Annotated in this window: 29 protein-coding genes and 1 pseudogene; 15 read left to right on the forward strand and 15 right to left on the reverse strand. The window is 65.0% G+C overall.

Annotated elements, in window-relative coordinates:
• Positions 1–27 precede the first annotated feature (27 nt).
• Both Q1U94_RS09690 and hemC read right to left on the reverse strand, forming a co-directional pair.
• Positions 28–765, reverse strand: a complete 738-nt coding sequence (locus Q1U94_RS09690) for a uroporphyrinogen-III synthase (protein ID WP_300543870.1) — start codon at positions 763–765, stop codon at positions 28–30.
• Complete coding sequence (gene hemC, locus Q1U94_RS09695; protein ID WP_300543873.1) at positions 762–1,727, reverse strand: hydroxymethylbilane synthase; 966 nt, start codon at positions 1,725–1,727, stop codon at positions 762–764. The genes Q1U94_RS09690 and hemC overlap by 4 nt, the downstream gene beginning before the upstream one ends.
• A 78-nt stretch (positions 1,728–1,805) precedes the next feature.
• On the opposite strand from hemC, the gene tsaD reads away from it, so the two are divergent.
• The 4 genes from tsaD to Q1U94_RS09715 are packed head-to-tail and all read left to right on the forward strand — an operon-like array spanning position 1,806 to position 4,523.
• Positions 1,806–2,897 (forward strand): tRNA (adenosine(37)-N6)-threonylcarbamoyltransferase complex transferase subunit TsaD, encoded by a 1,092-nt coding sequence (tsaD, locus tag Q1U94_RS09700; RefSeq protein WP_366917280.1) that lies wholly within the window; start codon positions 1,806–1,808, stop codon positions 2,895–2,897.
• Entirely contained in the window at positions 2,894–3,895 is a 1,002-nt protein-coding gene (locus tag Q1U94_RS09705; RefSeq protein ID WP_300543879.1) for an NAD(P)H-dependent glycerol-3-phosphate dehydrogenase, read from the forward strand. The genes tsaD and Q1U94_RS09705 overlap by 4 nt, the downstream gene beginning before the upstream one ends.
• Positions 3,895–4,191 (forward strand): YciI family protein, encoded by a 297-nt coding sequence (locus tag Q1U94_RS09710; RefSeq protein ID WP_300544264.1) that lies wholly within the window; start codon positions 3,895–3,897, stop codon positions 4,189–4,191. The genes Q1U94_RS09705 and Q1U94_RS09710 overlap by 1 nt, the downstream gene beginning before the upstream one ends.
• Positions 4,188–4,523 (forward strand): Rieske (2Fe-2S) protein, encoded by a 336-nt coding sequence (locus tag Q1U94_RS09715; protein WP_300543882.1) that lies wholly within the window; start codon positions 4,188–4,190, stop codon positions 4,521–4,523. Before Q1U94_RS09710 ends, Q1U94_RS09715 begins: the two co-directional genes overlap by 4 nt.
• Positions 4,524–4,526: 3 nt before the next feature.
• Here the strand turns inward: Q1U94_RS09715 and Q1U94_RS09720 are convergent, their stop codons facing one another.
• Both Q1U94_RS09720 and Q1U94_RS09725 read right to left on the reverse strand, forming a co-directional pair.
• Positions 4,527–5,057: a hypothetical protein gene (locus Q1U94_RS09720; protein ID WP_300543884.1), complete on the reverse strand. Its 531-nt coding sequence runs from the start codon at positions 5,055–5,057 to the stop codon at positions 4,527–4,529.
• Positions 5,058–5,152: 95 nt separating this feature from the next.
• On the reverse strand, positions 5,153–5,713 hold the full coding sequence (locus Q1U94_RS09725) for a hypothetical protein (protein ID WP_300543887.1): 561 nt from the start codon (positions 5,711–5,713) through the stop codon (positions 5,153–5,155).
• A gap of 73 nt (positions 5,714–5,786) precedes the next feature.
• On the opposite strand from Q1U94_RS09725, the pseudogene Q1U94_RS14130 reads away from it, so the two are divergent.
• Positions 5,787–5,954, forward strand: a pseudogene (locus tag Q1U94_RS14130) (host attachment protein); the annotation flags it as partial.
• A 48-nt stretch (positions 5,955–6,002) separates the two neighbouring features.
• Here the strand turns inward: Q1U94_RS14130 and Q1U94_RS09730 are convergent.
• A complete protein-coding gene (locus Q1U94_RS09730; RefSeq protein WP_300543889.1) occupies positions 6,003–6,764 on the reverse strand; it encodes a creatininase family protein in 762 nt (253 codons plus the stop codon).
• Between the two features lie 351 nt (positions 6,765–7,115).
• Between Q1U94_RS09730 and Q1U94_RS09735 the strand changes: the two genes are divergently transcribed.
• Positions 7,116–7,889 carry a hypothetical protein gene (locus tag Q1U94_RS09735; RefSeq protein WP_300543892.1) on the forward strand — a complete coding sequence of 258 codons (774 nt, stop codon included), beginning with the start codon at positions 7,116–7,118 and terminating at the stop codon, positions 7,887–7,889.
• 40 nt (positions 7,890–7,929) lie between these two features.
• On the opposite strand, the gene Q1U94_RS09740 is transcribed toward Q1U94_RS09735, so the two are convergent.
• Positions 7,930–8,778 (reverse strand): GNAT family protein, encoded by an 849-nt coding sequence (locus Q1U94_RS09740; RefSeq protein WP_300543894.1) that lies wholly within the window; start codon positions 8,776–8,778, stop codon positions 7,930–7,932.
• Between the two features lie 159 nt (positions 8,779–8,937).
• Here Q1U94_RS09740 and Q1U94_RS09745 point away from each other — a divergent pair, with 159 nt between their 5' ends.
• Entirely contained in the window at positions 8,938–9,372 is a 435-nt protein-coding gene (locus Q1U94_RS09745; RefSeq protein WP_300543896.1) for a hypothetical protein, read from the forward strand.
• A 55-nt stretch (positions 9,373–9,427) separates the two neighbouring features.
• Here the strand turns inward: Q1U94_RS09745 and rlmN are convergent, their stop codons facing one another.
• The gene (rlmN, locus tag Q1U94_RS09750) at positions 9,428–10,597 is read right to left on the reverse strand and encodes a 23S rRNA (adenine(2503)-C(2))-methyltransferase RlmN (RefSeq protein ID WP_366917281.1); all 1,170 of its coding nucleotides are present in this window, start codon (positions 10,595–10,597) and stop codon (positions 9,428–9,430) included.
• 100 nt (positions 10,598–10,697) lie between these two features.
• Here rlmN and Q1U94_RS09755 point away from each other — a divergent pair, with 100 nt between their 5' ends.
• A complete protein-coding gene (locus Q1U94_RS09755; RefSeq protein WP_300543901.1) occupies positions 10,698–11,450 on the forward strand; it encodes a DUF6065 family protein in 753 nt (250 codons plus the stop codon).
• Between the two features lie 33 nt (positions 11,451–11,483).
• Here the strand turns inward: Q1U94_RS09755 and Q1U94_RS09760 are convergent, their stop codons facing one another.
• The 3 genes from Q1U94_RS09760 to Q1U94_RS09770 all read right to left on the reverse strand — a co-directional run bounded on the left by Q1U94_RS09760 (position 11,484) and on the right by Q1U94_RS09770 (position 13,494).
• Positions 11,484–11,993, reverse strand: a complete 510-nt coding sequence (locus tag Q1U94_RS09760) for a hypothetical protein (protein ID WP_300543903.1) — start codon at positions 11,991–11,993, stop codon at positions 11,484–11,486.
• Between the two features lie 109 nt (positions 11,994–12,102).
• On the reverse strand, positions 12,103–12,621 hold the full coding sequence (locus tag Q1U94_RS09765) for a TrmH family RNA methyltransferase (protein ID WP_300543906.1): 519 nt from the start codon (positions 12,619–12,621) through the stop codon (positions 12,103–12,105).
• Between the two features lie 9 nt (positions 12,622–12,630).
• On the reverse strand, positions 12,631–13,494 hold the full coding sequence (locus tag Q1U94_RS09770; RefSeq protein WP_300543909.1) for an isoaspartyl peptidase/L-asparaginase family protein: 864 nt from the start codon (positions 13,492–13,494) through the stop codon (positions 12,631–12,633).
• 164 nt (positions 13,495–13,658) lie between these two features.
• Here Q1U94_RS09770 and Q1U94_RS09775 point away from each other — a divergent pair, with 164 nt between their 5' ends.
• On the forward strand, positions 13,659–14,150 hold the full coding sequence (locus Q1U94_RS09775) for an Hsp20/alpha crystallin family protein (protein ID WP_300543911.1): 492 nt from the start codon (positions 13,659–13,661) through the stop codon (positions 14,148–14,150).
• Positions 14,151–14,255: 105 nt separating this feature from the next.
• Entirely contained in the window at positions 14,256–15,038 is a 783-nt protein-coding gene (locus Q1U94_RS09780) for an SDR family NAD(P)-dependent oxidoreductase (RefSeq protein ID WP_300543913.1), read from the forward strand.
• Between the two features lie 79 nt (positions 15,039–15,117).
• On the opposite strand, the gene Q1U94_RS09785 is transcribed toward Q1U94_RS09780, so the two are convergent.
• The gene (locus Q1U94_RS09785) at positions 15,118–16,020 is read right to left on the reverse strand and encodes a LysR substrate-binding domain-containing protein (RefSeq protein WP_300543915.1); all 903 of its coding nucleotides are present in this window, start codon (positions 16,018–16,020) and stop codon (positions 15,118–15,120) included.
• A 115-nt stretch (positions 16,021–16,135) separates the two neighbouring features.
• Here Q1U94_RS09785 and Q1U94_RS09790 point away from each other — a divergent pair, with 115 nt between their 5' ends.
• The 3 genes from Q1U94_RS09790 (at position 16,136) to Q1U94_RS09800 (ending at position 18,007) form a co-directional block, all read left to right on the forward strand.
• Positions 16,136–17,005, forward strand: a complete 870-nt coding sequence (locus tag Q1U94_RS09790; protein WP_300543917.1) for a pirin family protein — start codon at positions 16,136–16,138, stop codon at positions 17,003–17,005.
• A 48-nt stretch (positions 17,006–17,053) separates the two neighbouring features.
• Positions 17,054–17,689, forward strand: coding sequence for an isochorismatase family protein (locus Q1U94_RS09795; protein ID WP_300543919.1), 636 nt, complete (start codon positions 17,054–17,056; stop codon positions 17,687–17,689).
• 75 nt (positions 17,690–17,764) lie between these two features.
• On the forward strand, positions 17,765–18,007 hold the full coding sequence (locus Q1U94_RS09800) for a hypothetical protein (protein ID WP_300543921.1): 243 nt from the start codon (positions 17,765–17,767) through the stop codon (positions 18,005–18,007).
• Positions 18,008–18,144: 137 nt separating this feature from the next.
• On the opposite strand, the gene Q1U94_RS09805 is transcribed toward Q1U94_RS09800, so the two are convergent.
• Positions 18,145–18,672, reverse strand: a complete 528-nt coding sequence (locus Q1U94_RS09805; protein ID WP_300543923.1) for a hypothetical protein — start codon at positions 18,670–18,672, stop codon at positions 18,145–18,147.
• A gap of 147 nt (positions 18,673–18,819) precedes the next feature.
• On the opposite strand from Q1U94_RS09805, the gene Q1U94_RS09810 reads away from it, so the two are divergent.
• Entirely contained in the window at positions 18,820–19,179 is a 360-nt protein-coding gene (locus tag Q1U94_RS09810; protein WP_300543926.1) for a hypothetical protein, read from the forward strand.
• Here Q1U94_RS09810 and Q1U94_RS09815 read toward each other — a convergent pair.
• The 3 genes from Q1U94_RS09815 to dapF form a co-directional block, all read right to left on the reverse strand.
• Positions 19,176–19,454: a Usg family protein gene (locus Q1U94_RS09815; RefSeq protein ID WP_300543928.1), complete on the reverse strand. Its 279-nt coding sequence runs from the start codon at positions 19,452–19,454 to the stop codon at positions 19,176–19,178. The two genes, Q1U94_RS09810 and Q1U94_RS09815, sit on opposite strands and share 4 nt — an antisense overlap.
• 95 nt (positions 19,455–19,549) lie before the next feature.
• Positions 19,550–20,854, reverse strand: a complete 1,305-nt coding sequence (locus Q1U94_RS09820) for a hypothetical protein (RefSeq protein ID WP_300543931.1) — start codon at positions 20,852–20,854, stop codon at positions 19,550–19,552.
• A 96-nt stretch (positions 20,855–20,950) separates the two neighbouring features.
• Entirely contained in the window at positions 20,951–21,769 is an 819-nt protein-coding gene (dapF, locus tag Q1U94_RS09825; RefSeq protein ID WP_300543935.1) for a diaminopimelate epimerase, read from the reverse strand.
• An 86-nt stretch (positions 21,770–21,855) separates the two neighbouring features.
• On the opposite strand from dapF, the gene Q1U94_RS09830 reads away from it, so the two are divergent.
• Positions 21,856–24,075 carry a prolyl oligopeptidase family serine peptidase gene (locus Q1U94_RS09830; protein ID WP_300543938.1) on the forward strand — a complete coding sequence of 740 codons (2,220 nt, stop codon included), beginning with the start codon at positions 21,856–21,858 and terminating at the stop codon, positions 24,073–24,075.
• The last annotated feature ends 47 nt before the right edge of the window (positions 24,076–24,122 follow it).

Raw genomic sequence — 24,122 nt, forward strand, 5'->3', positions numbered from 1 at the left:
CCCTGATTCGCGCATGTTTCGCCCAGCTTAGGACGCGTTGGACGCCCGCGCCAGTTCTGAACTTGTATCCAGCAGCGCGAGCAACGCACCCTCATTGGGTTCGGGCGCGGCAATCAGCGCGCCGAAGCCGGCACCTTCGAGCGGAGCCAGCGCCTTGTCCGACATTCCGTATACCGAGACCGAGCCCAGCCAGTGATGCAGGCCGAATTTGCGCAGCAGCTCGAGAAAAGTCTTGGCCCCCCGGGCCGAATGCACAAGCACGGAAACCGGCGCACCGGAGACGATGGCGGCGATGGCCTCCTCGCCCAGCGTATCGACGGGCACAGCCCCGTAGCCGATCGCATCGCGCACCTTATAACCGTCCGGACGCAACACGCCGGCCAGGTCGCCGGACACGTGAATGCCGCGAATATGCAGAAGTTCGCCCTTCTCGGGCCTGGCCTTGCGCTTGATCAGCCGGACCAGCGCCTCGGCGTCGCCCTGGGCCGAATGGACCTTCTTGAAGCCGATATCGGCCGCGGTATCGGCCGTGTTGTCACCGACGGCGAAAACGGTCAGGTCACGCTCGGGGCGGCGCGGTCCCCAGGCGCGCGCACCATTGGCGCTGGTGAAGATCAGGGCCTGCACATCGGTCAGGTCGACATCGATCCGGGCACGGAAATTGATGTCCAGAACGGGCGAAACGATGGGATCGATCCCCATCCGGCGCAATCCGGCCGCCGTCCGTTCGGCGCCGGGCCAGCCTCGTGTGACGAGTACGGTCATGCGGTCCCCAGGGCGAGGGCCAGACGATCGCCCGCCGCGTCCCTGATTGCCTGTCCGAGGGCCTGTCCGGCCGCTTTCGCGTCATCGAGTGTAGCCGTTTTCATGTCGATGCGACTTTTTTCCCGCCAGCGAATCCGACCGTCAGGAGTCAAAACTTCGCCGATGAAATCCATTGATTCATTATTAAGATGAGCCGCGATCGGCGTCCGGCAAGACCCATCCAGGGTTTTCAGGAAAGCACGCTCTGCGGCGATCGCAAGCGCGCTCGCGTGATGGTTGAGCCCGGTCAGCATACGGCGGGCTTGCGCGTCGTCCTGGCGCACGGCCACGCCGATCGCGCCCTGGGCGGCGGCCGGCAACATTTCCGACGGATCCAGCGGCGCTCCCTCCGCCTCGCTGCGTCCCAGCCGTTTCAGGCCGGCGCGCGCCAGGAAGGTGGCATGCACCTCGCCCGAGCGAAGCTTGCCGAGACGCGTGTCCACATTGCCGCGCAGCGGCACGACCGTCAGGTCGGGCCGGGCATGAAGCAGTTGCGCCTGGCGGCGCAGGCTGGCCGTGCCGATGACGGCGCCGCGGGGCAGATCGGCCAGCCGCGTTTCGCCGCCACGGGCGATCAGCATATCCCGCGGATCCTCGCGCTTCAGGATCGCGCCCAGCTGCAAGCCGTCCGGCAGGACCGTCGGCACGTCCTTCATCGAATGGACGGCAAAGTTCGCCGCGCCGGACAATTGCGCCTCATCGATCTCCTTGGTGAAAAGCCCCTTTCCGCCGGCCTCCAGCAGGGTGCGGTCCTGGATCCTGTCACCGGTGCTGACCAGACCCAGGATCGGGAACAGTCGTTCGCCATCCTCCCGGTCGAGGCCGCAGGCGTCGATCAGCGCCGCCTGAACCATGCGGGCCTGCACCAGGGCGAGCGGGGATTTGCGGGTGGCGATCGGCTGGGGGGTGGACGGCGGTGTCACGTTGCAGGATCCCGGTCTTGAGGCTATCGGTCTGTCATGGACTTAGCGCCCCCTTCGACATCCGTGCAAGCAGACGAGCTGATCGTGCTGGGCCTGGAATCCAGCTGCGACGAGAGCGCGGCGGCGATCCTGCGCCGGCGAAGCGACGGCTCGATCGAGGTGCTGGCCGATCTTGTACTTGGCCAGATCGACGCCCATGCGCCCTATGGCGGTGTGGTTCCCGAGATCGCGGCGCGCGCTCATGCCGAGGCAATGGACGGGCTGGCCGCGGCCGCACTCAAGGAGGCCGGGCTCGCGCTGGACGAGATCGACGCTGTCGCTGCGACGTCGGGTCCCGGTCTGATCGGCGGCGTCATGGCCGCGCTGATGACGGCCAAGGGTCTGGCGCTGGGCTCGGGCAAGCCGCTGATAGCGGTCAATCATCTCGAGGGACATGCTCTTTCCCCCCGGCTCAGCGAAACCCTGGATTTCCCCTACCTCCTGCTGCTGGTTTCCGGCGGGCATACGCAATTGCTGGTGGCCGAGGCTGCGGGCCGTTACCGCCGCCTGGGCTCGACCCTGGACGATGCGGCCGGGGAAGCCTTCGACAAGACAGCCAAGGTTCTCGGCCTCGGCTTTCCCGGCGGCCCCGCACTGGAGCGCTGCGCACAAAACGGCGACGCGGCGCGCTTTGACCTGCCCACACCGCTCAAGGGCAAGCCAGGCTGTGATTTCTCCTTTGCCGGGCTGAAGACCGCCGCACGGCAGATCTGGGAGGGGCTGGACCAGCCCGGCGAACAGGACAGAGCGGATCTGGCCGCCGCGGTCCAGGCGGCCATCGCCGCCTCCCTGGCCGCCCGTACACGGCGGGCGATGGACCTGTTCGCAGCGGACTATCCTGACTGCGCCACACCGCGTCCGCTGGTCGTGGCCGGCGGCGTGGCGGCCAATACGGCGGTTCGGACCGCGCTGGAGGCAGCCGCCGCCAAGGCCGGCTTCCGCTTGATCGCGCCGCCGATGAAATGGTGCACCGACAATGCGGCGATGATCGCCCTGGCCGGGCTGGAGAAGCTGGCTCGCGGCGAGACCGATGCGCTGGACGCGCCCGCACGCGCCCGCTGGCCATTGGACGCCGCTTCCGCCAAGCTCGATCCCGCCATAGGATCCGGACGAAAAGGACCCAAAGCGTGAGCGAATTTCAGCATATCGGCGTCATCGGCGCCGGCGCCTGGGGAACGGCCCTGGCCCAGACGGCGGCCAAGGCAGGCCGCGACGTGACGCTGTGGTCGTTCGAACAGGACGTTGCCGACGCCATCAACACCAAGCGCGAAAACACGATCTACCTGCCCGAGGTCGCGCTGTCCGAAGCGGTCGAGGCGGTGACGTCGATCTCCGATCTCGATGCCTGCGATGCCGTGCTGGCCGTGGCGCCGGCCCAGCATCTGCGGCGCGTTCTGGAGACATTCCTGCCCTATGCCCGTGACGGCGTGCCGGTCGTCCTCTGCGCCAAGGGGATCGAGCAATCCTCGTTGTCGCTGATGACCGAAGTGTTGTCGGAAACCGTTCCGCGGGCCCTGCCGGCGGTTCTGTCCGGTCCCAGCTTTGCCATCGATACGGCTCAGGGCCTGCCCACGGCAGTCACGCTGGCCTGTGCTGACGAAAGCGTGGGCAACGCCCTGATCGAGGCATTGGGGACGAACCGCTTCCGTCCCTATCTGGCGACTGATCTTGTCGGCGCGGAGATCGGCGGCGCCGTGAAGAATGTGCTCGCCATCGCCTGCGGCATCTGCGAAGGAAAACAGCTGGGCAAGTCGGCGCACGCCGCACTGATCTCGCGCGGGTTTGCGGAAATGACCCGCCTGGCCCTGGCGCTGGGCGCCCAGCGGGAAACCCTGGCCGGCCTGTGCGGCCTGGGCGATCTGGTGCTGACCTGTTCTTCGCCGCAATCGCGCAACATGTCCTGCGGACTGGCATTGGGCCGCGGCGTGCGGCTTGAGGATATCCTGGCCAGCCGGAAGGCCGTAACCGAAGGCGTGGCCAGCGCGCCGGCGGTCGTTGCACTGGCGAAACGACATGGCGTGGAGATGCCGATCTGCCAGGCAGTGGACGACATCCTCGCCGGGCGCACAAGTGTCGACGACGCCATCGAGGCGCTGCTCTCGCGCCCCTTCACCCTGGAGACCGCGTGATGCTTTTCCTGGTCCACACCTGGGACCGGCCCGGCGCGCTGGATGTGCGACTGGCGCATCGGGACGATCATATCGCCTGGCTGAAAGCGTCCGGATCGCGGATCAAGGCGGCCGGACCCTGGCTCAACGAGGCCGAGGAGATGGCAGGGTCGCTGCTGATCGTCGAGGCGACGGACCGCACCGAGCTGGACACCTGGCTGGACGGCGATCCGTATCGCGCGGCCGGCCTGTTCGACCGGATCGAGATCGCCCCCTATCGCTGGGTGTTCAATCCGCCCGCCGGCACCGCTTCATGAGGCCCAAACCGCCACCGGGCACCGAGCTGGCCCGGCTGGACGATCTGCCCGACCCGGGCGCCCGTGCCGCCGATTGGGAGAGCGGGGCGGTGCTGCTGGTCCGGCGGGGCGATACGGTGACGGCCTGGGCGAACATCTGCCCTCATGCCGGAATGCCGCTGACCCTGCCGGACGGGCGTGGCCTTTTGCACAAGGGCGAAACCCTGGTCTGTCCGGCGCACGGGGCCAGTTTCGACGCCACGGGCGGCGCCTGCACGGGCGGTCCGGCCGCCGACAACAGGCTGACCCCGGTTGCGGTGGAGATCGCAGGCGGCATCGTATACGCCGCCTGAGACCTAGTCCTGTGGCGTGTCTTCGGCCGCCATATCACCGGCCGGGACCTCTTCGGCGGGCGCGGTATCGAGTTCGGCCTGAACACTGGCTGCCGCCGCGGTCAGCGCTTGGCCGACGGCCTCGTCGCGCATCACGGCGCAGAACGTGCCGTCGCGCGAGCGGTGATAGATCACTTCGTCGGTCGAAAAGTCATGACGGTCGCCCGCAGCGCGGAAAAAGTCCGCAGCTGCGCCATCGATGACCTCGCGATGCGGTTCGGAAAGCGTGGCGATCTGGAAAGCGAAGTCTGCCGTTTCCCCATCCAGGGCGCTGGACACGCGGACCATGCCGGACGGGCCGCGCTCGATCAGTGTCTGGCCCGGTTCGAGCAGGGCGGACGGCATATCCGCGAAACAGGCCTCGGAGACCGGCAGATTGTCCTCGCTGAACGCGCCATCGGCCATTTCGGCCGGGTTTTCAGCGCCGGTTCCCTCCTCCGGTGCCGAACAGGCCGCCAGGGCGGCGATCAGGGGCAGGCAGTACCAGGCTTTCATCGCATCACCTCTCGCAAGACTTGGGCTGGTTCGCGGCTATATCGGTAACGCCGTGAACGGAGAAATGAAACTTCTGTGTCGCAGGGTCCGCGCGCTCAACCTTCCAGCCGGTCCTTGAGCCGGGCCAGTGCCGCCCGCCATTCACGCTTCCAGTGTTCGCACTTGTCGGCGTCGGCAACGCCTTCATGACTCAACGATATCTGGGTCTTTCCAGCAGCATTCCGGCCGAGCCAGACGCTCAGCCGTCCACCTTCCGACCAGGTGCCGTTGACGGATTTGCCCGGCGTGCCCGATGTGCGCGTGAACAGCCCCTCGGGAGCCCATTCGGCAAAATCCGGCAGCTCGAAAGCCGCTTCCACGGCTTCAGGCTCAACAGCCACCGCCTTCGAGGCCGAGGCCTGGTATTTGCCGTCGGCGCAGGCGCGCTGGTGCGGATCGCGGCGGCCGGTCATCATTTCCCAGCTTCCCGACACCATCTGTGCCCACCAGCCCGAAAGGCCGTGTTCTTCACGCAGGCGCCGGGCGAGCGTGGTGTGATCGAGCCCGATGGCCCAGCCGTCGAGATCGGCTCGCCATTCGCCCCAGGTCTTGCCAGTGGCGCGCGCCACGGCCTCGTCCGAAACCGTGGGCGTCCAGCCCTGTTCATTGCTTTCCATATCCGGTCCTCTCGATACCGGCCCCTTGCTAACAAGCTAAGCCTGCCTTCTGCCCGCGAGCAAGACGCGCTTCGTGGACAGCGTGATAGACCGTCTCAATTCGGCGGCGGCGGCCGGCGATTTCGACCGGATCCTGCTGCTGGCGCCAGCCTCGGCCCTGGGCGATGCCCGGCCGCACTATTCCGACACGCTTGCCCGCAAGACGATCGAGTACGACGCCGACGTGGTACACCAGCCCATCCCGAAGATCGATGCGCGGACAATCGAGACCCTGACCGGGCAGGCCGGCCTATTCGGCCGCCTGCGCCAATGGCTTCACCCCGAAGAAATCGGAAACCTCGCCGATCAGGGCTGCCTTGGCGGCGGCCACGATCTCGGCGCCCTTGTCCGGTGTCGCCTGGGACGGATCCGAACCGATGCGGCCGTCGGGGAAGTTGCGCCGGTAATCGGCGGCATCGGCGAAGCTGGCCGACGGCGCGATCTTCGGGGTCATCTCGACCCGTTTCACCGCATGGGGATGGGCGTAATAGGTCACCGAGACTTCCGACGGGGTGGCGTGAGAACCTTCGCCCGCCGGGAACAGCCGGCGGCAGACATCACCGACGCCAGGCAATTCCCACCAGTTGCGCTGGGTCAGCCGCACGGGGCAAGGCGCCGCATCGAGGGAAAAATTGGCGTAGTACTCGGCGAAGGCGGCATTGATCGTGGTGATATTGCCGCCATGGCCGTTGAGGAAATAGATACGGTCGAAACCGTGCCGGGTCAGGCTCTCGATCCAGTCGTTGAGCGCGGCAATCATGGTCGTCGGCCGTAATGTCATCGATCCGGGAAAGCCCAGATGGTGCTGGGCGATGCCGACATTGAAGGTCGGCCCGATCAGGAAACCGCTCTGTGCACCCGCCTCGGCGGCGATGACTTCCGGACAGATTGCATCCGTGCCGACCAGGCCGTTGGGGCCGTGCTGTTCGGTCGATCCGATGGGGATGACGATACCCTTGCAGCGTTTAAGATAGGCCTCGACTTCGGGCCAGGATGCATGGTGCAGGAGCATAAGGGTCTCCCCGTTGCGGCGTAGTGACCTGCCGGGGAGCTAAACCGCCCGCGGGCTCGCGCGCAAGGGCGCATCACCTATCCGCGGCGGCTTTCGCGGCGATAAAGGTAGGCCGCGGCGGCGGAGAGAATGGCGGCGAAGGCCAGGATGAAATGCATGGATCCCCCGATCCGGTCCCGTGGCGGGGCCGCGTTAGGGTTACCAGCCTGACAGCAAACCCCTTCACAAGCGTAAACTCGCCCTGGGATTGTTCCGGCGTGCGTCACGGGTTCGTGATTTTGGCGTCAGCGCCGCCGCCCGCATCATCCGCCCGGATGCAGGATGCATCCGTGTATTCAGGAGGGGAACAGAATGCGCCATCTATTTTCGGCGGCTGCCGCGCTCGCGCTGTGCACGGCTGCCTCCCACGCTACGACTGTCGCCTGGCAAGACGTGGACACGATGCCGCAGAGCATCGAGAACGCCGTCACCGACACGGGCCGGCCGGAGGAAGAGCGCCTGCTCGACGTCAACCGCCACCCGGCCGAAGTCCTGCTGTTTGCCGGTGTGGAAGCGGGCTGGCGGATTGCCGACCTGACAGCCGGGTCGGGTTATTATTCGCGCGTCCTGTCGACTGCAGTCGGCGGGGACGGTCATGTCTATTCGCACAACCCGGACTGGGTGGCCGAGCGTTTTCCCGAGCCCAACGATGCTTTAGCGGCTCTCGCTGATGAGCGTGAAAACATGACCCATGTGGTCTCGCCGGTGGCGGATTTCGCGAACGGTATCGAAACGCCCCTGGATGCTGTTTTCATGGTGCTTTTCTATCACGATACCGCGTGGGACGGCACAGACCGCGCCGCGATGAACCAGGCCATCTACGATGCGCTGCGCCCCGGCGGCATCTATCTGGTGATCGATCACCACGCGCCCGAAGGCACCGGCCTGGAGCATGTGGAAAGCACACACCGGATCGACGCGGTCGTGGTGCGCGAGGAAATCATGGCGGCCGGGTTCGAGCTGGACGCATCGAGCGACATGCTGGCCAATCCCGACGATCCGCGCGACATCTCGGTCTTCGACGACAGCATCCGCCGCATGACCGACCGGTTCGTCTACCGTTTCCGCAAACCGGAAGAGATGTAGGTGTCAGGCAGGGGACAATCGCTTCGGCCTGTGTCCCTGCCTATTCCGCCCCCGGCCCGACAAGGCCGTAGATCAGACTGTCGCGCACGCCGATATGGGTTTCCCAGGCCGCGCGCAGCCGGCCCTCATATTCAAAACCCAGTTTTTCCAACAACTTGATCGATCCCTTATTGTCCGGATCGGTATCGGCGTAGAGTCGGCGCAGCTTGCGTTCGGCAAAGGCGTAGTTCACCACGCGCCGGGCGGCTTCGCGGACATGGCCGGAGCCCTGAATGTCCGGCCGGGACATGTAGCCGATCTCGGCCACCCCCCTGCCCCGGTCCATCAGGATGACCCAGCCCAGCGCATCGTCCGGTGTGTCCGGGCGGACAAAGGCCCAGGTCTGCACGCCCGCTCCCTCGACATTCCAGCGCAGATACTCCCGCACGGCCGTCACATCGCCCAGGGGACCCGACGACCAGTAACGCATGTTCCCGTCGTCCGAGAGGGCAGGGAAAAGCGCTTCGGCATCGTCCAGACGCAGGGGCCGCAGCAACAGGCGCTCGGTCGACAGTACCGGCACCGCGTGCCGGTCTTCCCCCGGGGCGAGCTCATTGTCGGTGACATCCAGCCGGATTTCCTCGAACCGGTCGGCGATACAGTCCTGCATGGCGATGAAGCAGTCCTGGGAGAACCAGTCATTCTCCTTGAAACAAGCCTTGCGCACGCCCTCCGACGGCCATAGCGCATAGGACCAGTAGAGCCCGTCTCCGTCCTGGTGCAGGCAGGCCCCGTGAGAGCCGCAGGCCGCGTGGATGCGGCGTGTTCCTTCGGCCCAGGCCTCCCGGAATTCCGCGTCACGGCCCGGTTTCAGCTTCCAGCGATAGAGGAGGGCGGTGGTCATGATCATGACGCTAGCGCGATCCGGGACGGCGCGCCAAGGCGCCACATTCTGCCATGACATTGCCCCATATTGGGCAGGAACGTCTGCGCGGGTACGCGCATTTCAAGGGCATTCCGGCGCGAAACGGTCAGACGGCCGGCGCGCGAAACAAAAGGAAGACCCGAGATGAAAATGCTGCTGATGATGTCCGCCGCCGCCCTGTTCGGCGCCAGTGCGGCAGCCGCCCAGGACAACCAGACCTTTGTCACGCTGGACTCCAATGCCGACGGTTCGGTCAGTTTCGACGAGGCCTTGCTGGCCGACCCGGAACTGTCGCACGACGCGTTCGCAGAGCACGATACCGATGGCAATGGCTCGCTGAATGTCGCCGAGTTCGAGGCCTGGCTTCAGGCCCGCGCCGAGGCCGATGCCGAAATGCAGGATGGCGGCCCGGTCGACGCGTCCCGACCCGACACCCCGGAAGCGGATGCCGGACTGCAGACCGGGATCGACACGCAGGTCGAGGCCGACACCGAAACCTCGCTCGAGGAGCCGGCCGGGATCAGCGGCGCGATCGACGCAGAAGCGGACACTGTCACCGAGGATCCGATGCGCGGCTAACCTCCCCGGCCGCCATCTTCCGGAAGCGCCGGTCCTGAAAACGGGCCGGCGCTTCCTATTCGCCGCCCGCCAGGCGCTGCTTGCGCAGCACGCTCGCGCGCACCTTCTCGCTTTCCGAGCGCAGCTGACCGCAGGCCGCAAAGATATCGCGGCCGCGGGGGGTGCGGATGGGAGAGGCATAACCGGCCCGATTGACCACGTCGGCAAAGGCCTCGATCTGGTCCCAGTCCGAGCATTCATAGGGGCTGTTGGGCCAGGGATTGAAGGGGATCAGATTGATCTTGGACGGAACGCCCTTGAGCAGTTGCACGAGGGCCCTGGCCTCGGCGAGGCTGTCATTGACACCCTTCAGCATCACGTATTCGAAAGTCACGCGCTTGGAATTGCCCAGGCCCGGATAGGCGCGGATCGCGTCCATCAGTTCAGCGAGCGGATACTTCTTGTTCAGCGGCACCAGCTCGTTGCGCAAATCGTCATTCGTGGCGTGCAGCGAAATGGCCAGCATCGTGCCCGTGCGTTCGCCGAGCTCCCGGATCTTCGGCACAACGCCGGACGTCGACACCGTGGTACGGCGGCGGCCGATGGCCATCCCGTCCCCGTCGGAAATGATGTCGATCGCGTCGGAGACATGGTCGAGATTGTAGAGCGGCTCGCCCATACCCATGAAGACGATATTGGTGATCTTCCGGTTCTCGTTCGAGGTCGGCCATTCCTGAAGATCGTCGCGGGCGATCATCACCTGCGCCGCGATCTCGGCCGCGGTGAGATTGCGCACCAGGGCCTGGGTGCCGGTGTGGCAGAAGGTACAGTTCAGGGTGCAGCCGACCTGGCTCGACACACACAGCGCGCCGGAGCGGGCGACGTCGGGAATGAAGACGGTCTCGCATTCCACGCCGGGCGCCAGTTCGATCAGGTATTTCCGGGTCCCGTCCACGGAGACCAGGCGTTCGACCAGCCGAGGCCGGTCGAGGACGAATTCCCGCGCCAGGACCGCGCGCAGCTCCTTGGAGACATTGGTCATCTCGTCGAAGGACGTCACGCCATAGTGGTAGATCCAGCGCCAGAGCTGGTCGGCGCGCATCTTGGCCTTCTTCTCGTCTACGCCGGCGCGCTCGATCAGCACGTCGCGCAATTGCGCACGCGTCATCCCGGCGAGCGAGACAGGGCCGGCCGGCCGGGGGGCAGGGCGGCCGAAGGAAAGGTCCAGCGAATGGGCAGGCTGCATGTTCATGGCGCGTCCTATAATCGAAAACACGGCGCTCCGCGAGGGGGCGAGGCGCATGACGGGGTTGCATTGACGATGCCGGAAACGATGTGATGGGCCCATGAAGCTGTTTTGCCATCCGCTCACCCAGGACGACCCGCCGATCCGTCCCGCCGGCAATCGCCGCGACTGGATGGACGAGACACCGGAAAGCTCCGCCTATCGCTGCCTGCCGCTCGCCCTGGCCAATCAGCATGGCTGGGAGGTTTATACGCCGGCCGGGTTTACGGCGCGTTGGACCGGCGGCGAACTGGTGCAGGACGTGTCGGTCAGCTTCGACGATGCGCTGGCAGCAAACCGTCCGGGCGGACCTATGGCGAATTTCGGTTCGGGCATTCTCACCTTCGACATGGGTTTCCTGCTGCGCACGCCGCCAGGCTGGAACATCTGGGTAATGGGGCCCGTGAATGCGCCCAAGGACGGGATCGCGCCGTTGTCCGGCATTATCGAGACCGACTGGAGCCCCTATTCCTTCACCATGAACTGGCGTTTCACGCGGACCGGCGAGGTGCGTTTCGAGGCAGGCGAGGCGATAGCCCAGCTCTTTCCCGTTCGACGCGACCTGTTCGACAGGATCGAACCGGAAATCCGCGACATGCACACCGACCCCAAGACGTACGAACAGTTCAACATTTGGCGCCGGAGTCGCGCCGACTTTGCCACCCGTTTGCGCCAGGGCGACGAGGATGCGGCGGAGCTGAAATGGCAGAAGGGCTATTACCGCGGCCTGATGCCCGACGGCTCGAAAGGCCCGCCCAACCACAAGACCAAGCTGCGGCTGAAGGAATTCAGGCGGCGAAAAGGCAGGGCCTAGGACAGTCGCGGCGGGCCAGGGCGGCCGGTTTTCCTACCCGCACAGCGCCTCGACCCGCCCGAGTGCAGCGGTCACACCGGAAAGCGAGAATTCGTAGGATGTCGCCACGCCCGCGGCCGTCGTTGCCGTCACCCGCATCACCGAGCCGCGGCGCATGGCCCGTACCAGGTCGGGCTCGTCACCGAGATCGTCCAGGAAGGCTTCACGTCCGTCGCTGAACATGTCGTAGCGGTCGGAACCCACGCGCACTTCCGGGGGGCTGGTGGGCCTCAGATCGTAGCCCACCAGAAGGTTGGGCTGTTCCTCGACGGCACCGGATTGCCAGGACGCAACGATGAAATAGACCGTGCCATGGTCGTGGGCGCGGGGGGCGCTGTCGGCCGGCCGGCTCAGCGCGTAACAGATCAGCCCGGCCTCGGAGGGACGGGTAAAGACACGCCAGTCGGAATACTCGCCGCGGAATTCCGGCTCCTGCTGGGCCAGAACGGGCGCAGCGGCGGCGACACTCAGGGCAAGGGCGGAAAGACAGGCTCGCAGAAACACGGGATCACATATCCTTCTCAAGGGGCCAGAATCGACACTGTGCGCACATCCATGGCGTTAAGATGGCAAGGGTTAAACCCAGCCTAATGTGACCGAGCTGAACAGGGGATCAACGGTGCGCGCCGAATTTCTTTTCCGCGCCCGCCGCCGCCACCGGTCCGCCCGGCATCAGCGGCCGTTCGGCGAACCCGCCCAGGCTCAGTGCCCGGTCATAAAGCGTGATGGCGCAGGCCACCGAGACATTGACGCAGAACTTGGTCGGAATCTTCACGATATGCGCGCATTGCGCCTGTATCGCCCCGGTCAGCGAGCCGCGCTCGCGCCCGAACACATAGGCCGCGCACAAGGGATGGCGAAAGCTGGGCAGTTCGATCGCATCCTCGGTCAGCTCGATACCCACCAGCCGGCACTTGTCGGGCAGGGCCATCGCTTCGACATTGTCCCACTGATAATAGGGCACGTGTTCCACGGATTTGGCGGTATCGGCCTGATACACCTCGCGCACCTTGTGATGGGCGTCGACAGTGAAGGCGAAACTGGCTCCGAAGGCGTGGGCCGTGCGCAGGATGGCGCCCAGATTCATCGGCTTGGAAATACCCTCGGCTCCAACGCCGAAATAACCCCGCATCGCGCTCTCCTAGTCCACCTCGACCGTTATCCGGCCGTCCGGATACACGGCTGCCCGCTTCATGCCCGGCGAATTGAAGGGCTGGGCCAGATTACCCCTGGCGTCGACCGCGATCAGCCCGCCTTCACCTCCCATCGTGCCGATATCGGCAATCGCCCCCTGCGCGGCCTCCGCCAGACCCTGGCCGCCATAGGCCATACGCGCGGACACATCCTTGGCCGTGGCCTTGCGCAGGAAAAACTCGCCCTGTCCCGTACAGGATACGGCAACATGCCCGTCGGCCCAGCAGCCGGCGCCCAGAATGGGGCTGTCGCCGACCCGGCCTTCCAGCTTGTTCAACGTGCCGCCGGTTGACGTCGCCGCGGCGATACGGCCCGACACATCCAGGGCGACACAGCCCACCGTTCCAGTCGCGATATCGCGCGTGTCGGGCGCCGCTGCGGGCGTGTAATAGTCGTTGACGCTCTCGACCCGTTCGAGTTCCTGCAGGCCGGCAAAGCGCTCGGCGCCGCGCCCGGCCAGCATGACGTGGCGTGTTTTTTCCATTACCGCTCGCGCCGCATGGACCGGGCTGACAAAACCGGTCAGTGCCGCCACGGCACCGGCCTTCTGCGTCGCGCCGTCCATGATGGCCGCATCGAGCTCGTAGCGCCCGGCCTGGTTGGGTGAAGCCCCCTTGCCGGCAACATAAAGGCCGGACGCTTCCAGCCGGCGTACGATCTCCGTCACAACATCGAGAGCCGTCTTGCCGCTTTCCAGCATGGCCTTGCCCGCCTCGGCGAGCTCGCGCATGTGCATGCGCTCGGGATCGTAGCTGCGCGCGGCGAGCACGCCGGCGCCGCCATGCAGCAATAACGCGTAGGTCTGGCCCATGCGGATATCCTTGGATCGGGGCGAGCGATATGCGCTCTGCTCTACCACCCGGCTGGCCTCAAGCGAACTCTCATTTCATCGGAGCTGCGGCTTGAAGCCACATTATCCATAACTAAATTATGGGCACCCTTTTTGGTGTGGATTTCTGTCAAGGAGGAAATGCCATGAGTGACCTCGTGAAATCGCCTGCTGAAACGGAGAGCCGGCAGGTCGCGCGGCCGACCGACCCCATTGCCGCACTGCGCGACGATGTCGACCGCATGTTCCAGAGCCTGTGGCGCGGAAGCCCGCTCACGGGCCTCGACTGGCCCCGCACGGCCACAACCGGCTGGGCGGCCCCGGCGGTCGAGTTCTCGGAGACCGACAAGGCCTACGTGGTGACGGCGGAATTGCCGGGCCTCGACAAGTCGGACGTCGATATCTCCCTGCAGGGCGACATGCTGATCCTGTCCGGAGAAAAGCGGTCCGAGCACGACGACAAGCGCGAAAACGTGCATCTGAGCGAACGCCGCTATGGCCGTTTCCAGCGGGCCTTCACCCTGCCGGACGATGTTGATGCGTCGAAAATCGAGGCTGAGTTCAGGAACGGGCTCCTGCACATCAGCCTGCCGCGCCATCCGGAGAAGCGGGCCTCCAAGACGATCAAGATCAAGTAGGCGCCCCGCCCGCCCTTCCTTCGCGCCGCCTCGTTCAGGCGGCGCGTTTTCTTTTGCGCGCCGACGGGCTATGTCGCTCGGTAAAATCGATAAAGGGGAAGCCTCATGAAAATCGACAACTCCATCGCGGCCATCGTCACAGGCGGGGCCTCCGGTCTCGGCGAAGGAACCGCCCGCCGTCTTGCCGCCGAAGGCGCCAGGGTCGCCATCTTCGACATGAATGCGGAGAAGGGCGAAGCCGTTGCCAAGGAAATCGGCGGCGTCTTCTGCCAGGTCAATGTCGCCGAGGAAGCCAGCGTCGATGCCGGTTTCGCCAAGGCGCGCGACGCCCACGGCCAGGAACGCGTCTTCGTCAATTGCGCCGGCATCGGCTGGGCCGAAAAGACCGCCCGCCGCTCCTCCTCCACCGGCGAGATTTCCGCGCATTCGGCCAAGGGATTCCAGACCGTGATCGCGGTGAACCTGATCGGATCCTTCCTGTGTGCGTCCAAGTCCGCCGCCGGGATGATGACGCTCGATCCGCTGGGCGACAGCGGCCGCGGCGTGGTCGTCAACACAGCCTCGGTTGCCGCACAGGACGGCCAGATCGGTCAGGTCGCCTATGCTGCCTCCAAGGGCGGGATTTACGGCATGACCCTGCCGATGGCACGCGACCTCGCCAAGGAAGGCATCCGCGTGAATACCATCCTGCCGGGCTTCTTCGAGACACCGATCTACGAACAGATGCCGCCGGAGGTGAAGACCTCGCTGGCCTCGCACCTGCAATTCCCCCAGCGTTTCGGTACACCGGCCGAATACGCGGACCTGGTCCATTTCATGGTCGCCAGCGACTACATCAACGCCGAATGCGTCCGCCTGGACGCCGGCGCCCGCATGCCTCCGAAATAGGGCGGAGCCGTCCGTATCGCGGATTGAGGGGCCGCTCACCTCCGGCCCCTTGCACCGCAATTGGCAGCCCTGCCGGGTGTCAGGTGCGAACGATTTCCGGCAGGGAGCGGCGCAGGAAACCGGCGAGCGCCTCGACCGCCGGCAGGATGCCCTGCCTGGATGGCATGAGGAGGCTGATCTGGGCGTCGCCGGCGATCCAGTCGGGCAAGACGCGGACAAGCCGGCCGGACGCCTCATCATCCCGGCAGACATAAGCGGGCAGCGCGACAATACCCAGTCCGCGCGCGGCCGCCTGTTTCAGCGAGAGCATGTCGTCGCTACACAAGCGTGGCTGAAAGGGGATGCTGGCGGTCACGTCGCCGCCCCCGTGTAGTGTCCATTGCCCAGTTTCGGGCTTCCAGCCGATTTTCAGGCCGGCATGTCCCAACAGCGCGTCGGGTGTCTCCGGATGTCCGGCCCGGTCCAGATATGCCGGCGCGGCGAACAAGTGCCAGGGCGTGGCGGCCAGTTTGGTCTGAATAAGCGTTGAATCCGGAAGCGGCCCGGCATGCCCTCGAAGTGCGATATCCATGCCGCTTTCCACCAGGTCGATGGCCTGGTTGGTCACGTTCTGAATAACGTCAACTTTCGGATTTTCCTCCAGAAAATCAGCAAGTATCCGGCTGAGCGCGAACTGCGCGATACCGACAGAGCAGGATAGACGCACCCGACCGGAAAGATCGTGTGTCTTTTGCCTTACGGTCGTCTCGGCCGCCTCTATCGCGTCAAGGGCAGTCCGGGCATGGTTGTAGAAGGCCATTCCGACGTCGGTGACGACAAACTGCCGCGATGTCCGCTGAATAAGCCGTGCACCGAGCCGGTCCTCGAGCTGCGCAATGTGGCGGCTCAGCCGCGATTTCGGCACACCCAGGGCACGGCCGGCGCTCGCAAAGCCCTGTTTTTCAACTACATGGACAAAATAGTAGTAGTCGTTGAGGTCCATGCGCCACTGCTCCGCTACCCACTGATCGTTCTATTTATAGAACAAATCTTCCCAGATTTGCCAGTTCTCCAGGCCAACGTTCCGTTCCTAAGTGCGTCCCATCAGAAGGAGACGCATGATGACACCGACACAGACACCAGCCGGAGACATCGACATGTCCGGCATCGTCGAAGGCGAACCGCTTGCCATCGGATCGGGCTTTTCGGCCCGGAGCTTCCGGCACGCGGCATTCGGCGGACTGATGGATCCCCTCGTGATGCTTGATCATTTCACGATGACCGAGCCTACTTTCGGCGCCCACCCCCATGCAGGCATGTCCGCCGTGTCCATTCTTTTCGAGGACAGCGAGGGGCAGTTCAACAATCGCGATTCCCTGGGCAATGACATCGATCTGCTTCCAGGCGACCTCTACTGGCTGAAAGCGGGCCGCGGTGCCGTTCATGACGAGGCGCCACGACCGGGTTCGCGGACACACGCACTGCAGGTTTTCGTCAACCTGCCCAGCCGCCTCAAACAAGACGCGCCGGAGGCATTGCATGTCGCCGCCGGAGACATGCCGTCGATCCGGAACGGCGGTGCGCGAGTACGTGTCGTGCTCGGACAAAGCAATGATGTGACCGGCGCTTCGTCACCCGCCCTGCCCTTCACCATTCTCGATGCGCATTTCCGCGCCGGTAGTCGCTACACGCACACGCTTCCCGCCGGCAGGGCGGCCGTGCTCGTCCCGATCCGGGGGCAGGCCGAAGTCGTGGTCGACGGGGCCGTGACCAAGCTGGAAACGGGTCACGCCATCGCCCTGAGAAACCGCGATGAAGCCCGCCCGTTGACAATCCGTGCCCGGGCAGAGGCCCAGCTGGCCCTCCTCCAGGGGATGCCTGTTCAGGAGCGCTTCGTTCAGCAGGGACCTTTCGTGATGAGCACGATCGAGGATGTCGATGCCGTTTCGAAAGCCCACGCCGCCGGCCTGCTTGGGCGGATCGACTGATCGACCGCCACCGTCACCCCAATCCACCTGATCCTGAAGGAACACCCCATGACTGCCACTTTTCACAACCCCGAACCGTTGACCGCGGACAATGCCGCCCTGGTCCTGGTGGACCACCAGTTGGGCCTGATGACGGGTATCCGCGACTATCCGGTCGCCGAACTCAAGCACAATGTCGTCGGGCTTGCGAAGGCCGCCAGAGCACTGGGCTTGCCGATCGTAACCACTACAACTTCGGCCGGAACGTTGTGGGGGCCCGCTATTCCGGAGCTGACCGACGCCCTGCCCGGTCAGGAATTCATCGACCGGACAACCGTCAATGCCTGGGACGACTCGCGTGTCGAAGCCGCCATCCGGGCTACGGGCCGGACCAAGCTCATCTTTGCCGGCGTGTCGCTCGAAGTCTGCGCGGCCTTTCCGGCGATGCGGGCCGTTCGCGAAGGGTTCGAGGCCTATGTCGCCGTCGATGCCAGCGGGACATTCAACATGACCAAGCGGGAGACCGGTATTCTCCGCCTGGCCCAAAGCGGAGTCGTTGTAGCCGACGGGTCCAGCCTGATGGTCGAGATCCTCGGTGATAACGCGTCACCGGCCGCCGGAGACGTGTACGGGGCGCTGGATATGGACTGGGCCAAACTCGTGGGCCAGGTGCGCGAGAGTGCACGACAGGCAAACCCGGCATAGCCGGGCCAGACCCGGCGCACGCCAACGCAACCGGACTTCGGCGCAAGCGCCTCGCAGTCAACACCGGAGAGAGAGATGGCGCAACCAACCTACACCGCACCGCAACCCTGCCGGACACCGCCCAGGCACAAGCAGGTCATACTCACATTTGCCGGTCTGCTGGGCCCGGTCTATTTCATTCCCCCGGCCCTGACGTCCGCGTTTCCGGACCAGCACTTCCTGGCCGTTACTTCGACGGTCGCTGTCATCGTGCCGCTGATGATCTATGCGGTCATGCCCGGCCTCTCGCGGATATTCCGCGGGTGGTTGTGGCGGTAGGAGCCACCGAGCCCGTCACTCGGTTGCTGACGGTGCTGCGAGCCCGATCGCGAAAGTGAACTCTGCCAAAGCAATACGCCGGCCCCTTGCAGGGCCGGCGTATGCGCCTTCTTTTCCGGCCCGCGAGAGCCCGGAATTTAGCCCGTTTGCGGACGCACGATGTCGTCGGACAGGTTCGAGATCACATCGCGTGCATCGAAAGCGCTCGGATCGTCCGGCTTGTCACCGCGGCCGAGGAAGATCTCCGCGCTCGCCTCATAGCGGGTGCTTTCGCGGTAGCTGGTGTCGTCCCAGAACGGATCGTGCCACCCCCGCCAGCCCCAGCGGGGATGGAAATAGGCGTAGTGGACGGGGAAGGCGGAATAGTAGGACGAGCGCCATCCCGTGGACGTCACCCGCGTATCCTCGTCTGTCGCCCGGGCCACGACCGTGAAATAATCATACCCTTCTTCCACCGTCAGCTCGGCAGCCCGGTAGAGAAGATAGGTCTCCACGGTTTCGCGGTCGGTCAGGGAATTTCCTTCGAAGGAAATCCGGAACCGGTTGGATTCGATCTGGTTTTCCGCATAGCCGCTGCGACCGCCCTCGGCCGCCTGGTACGGCGTCGGCGTCGCGCAGGCTGCCAGAAGGGCCAGCCCGGCGATGGATGTCAAAACGCGCCTCATATCGGGGCTCCTTGCAACTCTTCTTCCCTCGCCTCATCAATTATGACTCGTCTTGGCGCTGGGGGAAGGGCCGAATTTCAATTCCGGGTAAGCGGAGCGCGTCATGGTGTCCGCGGCACCGGAAAAAAGGGGGAAGTCGGAGCCGACATGATCGGAGCTGGGCAGGTCCTGGCTGCGCCCTTGGCGATCGCTTTGGCGATGCAGCCGGGGGGCGGCGACCGGGAAACGGGCGATCCCGTCTATACCGCATGCCGCGATGCCGGCGGCGACGCGACGGCCTGTGGCTGTGTGTCCCGGGAAGCGCGCTCGCGTTTCAACGCCGATCAGTTGACGATCATCGCCGCAGCGATCCCGGACGTCCGCAAGGTCGGACAGCCCCAGGAACTCGTCGACACGCTCGGTCTATCGCTCGACCAGATTCTCAACCTGCGGCAGCGTGCGATCAATGCCGACCGGGTAATCAATGCCGCCTGCGGCATTGGATTCGACACGGAGCCGGAGCGCTAGTTCAGGCGTGCCTCGATGTCTGCAAAGCGCCACTCCGTCGGCGCGATCAGGCCGCGGTGAGCGATTCGCACCGTATGGATGACCGCATCGATCTCGCACTTCCAGAAGTCGAGAAACTTTAGGAGACGCGGAAACTTGGGAGCCACGTCCTGGGTCTGCCACAGAAAGGTCTGCAGCAGGGCCGGATGGTCCGGCATGTAATATGTGACTTCCGCCGTGGTCAGGCGCATGCCTTGCATGAACTGTCCGGCAAAATCGCGATCAACCTCCGCCATGTTTCTCCTCCTTCGAGCAGCGGACAGGCCTTACGGCCCACACCCCACGCAACAAGATTATGAGAAAAGTGGTGAACGAATACTGAGCGCGGCGTTTACTCCAGATCCATTTCCAGGATCACCGTCGGCGCCGGGCCGCCGGCTGGCCGGTCGTCTTCATTGGCAGAATAAAAGGGCCAGGCCGCATTGGCGACCAGCCAGGCCCGTCCGTCGGCCGGATCGATCAGCGTCGGTTCGCCCGTTTCGCCGCCCATATGCGGATGGCCGCGCAGTAGGATTTCCGTCGCGGCCACGGCATGCCCGCTATCGTCCAGATCGATGGCCATCACCTGGTGGGGCCGGGTTCCGTTGCGCACGGCCAGAAGACGCCCGTCACGCGTCTGCCGCAGCCCGTCGATGCCGATCAGGCTCTCGTCACCCGCCCGAACGAGCGAAACACCGCCATCGCCCAGATCGATACGCCACAAACCGGTTGCGTAGTCGGCGACATAGAGCGCGCCGCGGGCAAGGGCCACACCCTGAAGGCTGACAAAGCGCGGATCCGCGGCAAGCAGTTCGAGTTCACCGGAAATATCGTTCAGGGCATAGACGCGCGGCGCCTGGCTGTCCGAGGCGTAGACAATGCCGTCGCGCACCACAAAATCCGCGATCTGAACGGCCCCGTCGATTTCGTAGCGGCGATAGAGCTCGCCCGTGACCAGGTCGAAGGCGAAAAGCGCCGTGCCGCCGCTCTCTCCCTCGTCCAGCGGCGTCTGGTCCGTCGCCGCCGACCCGGCCCAGACCAGGCGGGAGCGATCGTCGACAGCCAGCCCGAAGACCGACCACAGACCGTCCTCGCGATCGGCAAAAACCACCGGCTCGTCGCGGGCAAAGGGTTCCAGCATCAGGATTTCACGGCCGCTCACCGAAGACAGAAACAGCCGGTCCGTCTCGATATCGACGGCCACACCTTCGATCAGCGCCCCGGACCGGTCGATACGGGCCACGACCTCGGCGCTGCCGACAGCCTCGCCGTTGACGCCGAGCCGGTCGGCCAGCGCCTCGTAGCGTGCCGCATCCGCGCTGCGCAGGAGCTCTGCGGCACGGGAGGGATCATAGGCGATGCCGGCATCGGCCATGCGTTCGAGCGCATGGAACGCATCCCCTGCATGTCCGGCGCGCAGGGCGACGGTGAGAAGCCCGCGCAAAACCGCGGGATGCCCGGGCTTGAGATCGAGTGCTGCTTCAAGAAGCCGCCGGGCCGTTTCATGGTCCTCGCTTTCCAGGGCCTGATTGGCCAGGCCGAACATTTCCATCGCCACGGTTTGCGGCGTGGCCGGCTGTTCGTCGTCCTGCGCCAGAGCCGGCGCAGCCGCGACACTGGCCAGGACGGCCAGGCAGATCGGAAAGCGTAGCGTCATGTCCCCAACTCCCACGACGGCGTGACCGGAATTCGGCCGGATCGGGGATAATATGGGAAAATACCGGGGCGAAAAGCGACCCCTGCGGTCCGCCCCCTAAAGATCGAGTTCGATCTCGCCCTCATCTTCGACCGGCCCCGTCAGGACGACATGGCCGTCACGCTCGCGCCATTCCACAAGGAGTTCGCCGCCATCGGCCATAATCGAGGCGCGGCGCGCGGCCAGACCACGGCGATGCGCTGCAACCAGGGCCGCACAGGCCCCCGTGCCGCAGGCCGCGGTAATACCCGCACCGCGTTCCCAGACCCGCAGACGGATATGGGCGGCATCGTAGATCTGGACGAAGCCGGCATTCACCCGTTCGGGAAACAGCGGATCGAGTTCGACTTCGCGGCCCAGTCTGGCTATCGGCAGGGTTTCGACATCGCGCACGAAGAAGACGGCGTGCGGATTGCCCATGTTCACCGCCCCCGGCGCCTCGATCCGGTAGCCGGCGGCCTCGGCAGCATACGCCATCGTCACCGTGTCCATGGGCCGGGCCAGCGGAATGTCCTGCCAGTCCAGGCGCGGCGCCCCCATGTCCACACTGACGGTGAGCGGACCGGCCCGCGTGGCCTCGAGCAAGCCGCCGGCCGTGCCGAGCGTGACAACGGCCTCGCCGCCCTCCTCCATCAGGGTCCACGCCGCAGCGCGCGTGCCGTTGCCGCAGGCACCGACCTCGTCCCCATCCGCATTCCAGATCCGCATGAATGCGTTCGCCGTATCGCTGTCCTCAAGCACAAGAAGCTGGTCGAAATGGTGCCGGTGTGCCCACTCGCGGACTGTTTGTGCAGACAGGTTGAACACGCCGGCCCGGCCTCGCACGTCCGCGAGGACGAATTTGTTGCCGGCTCCGTTCATCAGTCGAGCTTTCATGCCGCTCCGATACCGCCGAGGCGGCTTTACGTCCAGCACCTCGACAGGGTTAACTGCGCGCGACATCAGTCAAAGGGGTGACCGAAATGACCATCAGAAGACATGTCTGGGCTGTCAGCGCCGGCGCTCTCGCGCTGGCGGCCTGCGGCCAGCCGTCAAGCGACGAAAGCGACACCGTGACCAGCGAAATGCCTGACACTGCCAGCGACCGCCAGATCGTGCAGATCGATCCCGAAAACGATCCGCGGGTCTGGCTGGAAGAGGTTCGTGGCGAACGGGCGCTGGACTGGGTGGAAAGCCAGAATGAGCGCACCTTCGACCGCCTGCGCGGCGATGAGCGCTACCAGCAATTCTACGACCAGGCACTGGCCATCTATCAGAGCGAGGACCGGATTCCCTACGGCTCCTATTACGGCGGCTATGTCTGGAATTTCTGGCAGGATGCCGAGAATACGCATGGCCTGTGGCGGCGGACGACGATGCAGAGCTATCTCTCCGACGCACCGGAATGGGATGTCATTCTCGATCTCGATGCCCTGTCGGAAGCCGAGGACAGGAACTGGGTCTGGCGCGGCGCCAATTGCCTGGCACCCGACTATGACCGTTGCATGCTGACCCTGTCCGACGGCGGGTCCGATGCGGCCGTCCGCCGCGAATTCGACATTTCCGACCGCGCCTTTGTGGAAGGCGGGTTCGAAACCCCCGACGCCAAGGGCGGTGTCAGCTGGGTGGATGCCGACACATTGCTGGTCGGCCTCGCCACCAGCGAAGCGGATACCACGACGTCGGGATATCCCGCCGTCGCCTACCGCTGGGAGCGCGGCACCGATCTGTCCGAGGCCAGCGAGGTTGTGCGCGGAGACCGCGAGGATGTCGGCCTGTTCACCTTCCGCTCCGAAGACAGCGACGGCACCGTCTATATGATGGCCTCCGAAGCGGACACCTTCTACGACACGACTTGGTGGTATCTGCCGGAAGGGGGCGAACCGATGGCCCTGCCCTTGCCGGCGAAATCCTCCATCCGGGACCTCTACCAGGGCGAGCTGGTCTTCACCGTCGAAGAGGAATGGACCCCGGTCGATGGCGGGACAACCTTCCCGCAGGGCGCGCTGTTGTCCTTCACCATGGCGGATTTCGTCGCCAGCGGCGAACTGCCCGAGGTGAAGACAGTCTATGTGCCGGGTCCGCGCGAATCCCTCGGAGCAACCGGGGCGACACGCTCGGCATTGCTGGTCGCGATCGACGAGAATGTCGTCGGCGGGCTGGAAGCCTTCCACTATGCCGACGGCCAGTGGACGTCCGATACCGTGCCGGTGCCGGACAACATGACGATCAATCTCAGTTCCACCAATCACCGCGAAGACATTGCCTTTATGAATGCCGAAGGCTTCCTGACGCCGGATTCGCTCTATACCGTGAATGCGGCCGAGCTGACCGTGGATCAGGTCAAGTCTATCCCTGACCGGTTCGACGCCGAGGGCCTGGTCGTGGAACAGCACGAGGCCGCCTCGAGCGACGGCACGATGATCCCCTATTTCGTCGTGCGCCGGGAAGATGTGCCGATGGACGGCACAACGCCCACCCTGCTGTACGCTTATGGCGGCTTCCAGGTTTCCATCCGTCCGAGCTATTCAGGCCCGCGCGGACGCTTGTGGCTGGAGAACGGCGGGGCTTATGTCGTGGCCAATATCCGCGGCGGCGGCGAATTCGGTCCGGCCTGGCACCAGGCGGGTCTGAAAATGAACCGTCAGCGCATTTACGACGACCTGATCGCGGTGGCCGAGAACCTGCACGAACGCGGCCTCACCAGCCCGCGCCATCTGGGCGTCTATGGCGGCTCCAATGGCGGTCTCCTGACCGGTGTGATGTACACCCAGCGTCCGGACCTGTGGAACGCAGTGGTCTCCGCCGTACCGCTGCTGGACATGCTGCGCTTCAACCAGCTGCTGGCCGGCGCATCCTGGATGGGCGAATACGGCGATCCGTCCGATCCCGACGAGGGCGCCTTTCTGCGCTCGATCTCGCCCTATCACAATGTCGATGCAAACGGGGACTATCCCGAAATCTACCTCTTCACCTCAACTCAGGACGATCGCGTCCATCCGGGCCACGCCCGCAAGTTCGCGCATCTGCTTGAGGAGGTCGGGCATGATTATCTCTACTACGAGAACACGGCCGGCGGTCACTCCGCCGCGGCCAATCTCGAGGAAACGGCCCGTCGCGACGCCCTGCTCTACACCTTCCTGATGCAGAAGCTGATGGACGATGTGGACCCGCTCGAAGCGGGCACTTCGGACGGCGAATAGGCGTCGCCTTCTATTCTTGCGGAACCCCCGAGGCCGGAGGCTTCGGG

It is taken from the genome of Maricaulis sp., from assembly GCF_030149515.1.
Lineage (GTDB): Bacteria > Pseudomonadota > Alphaproteobacteria > Caulobacterales > Maricaulaceae > Maricaulis.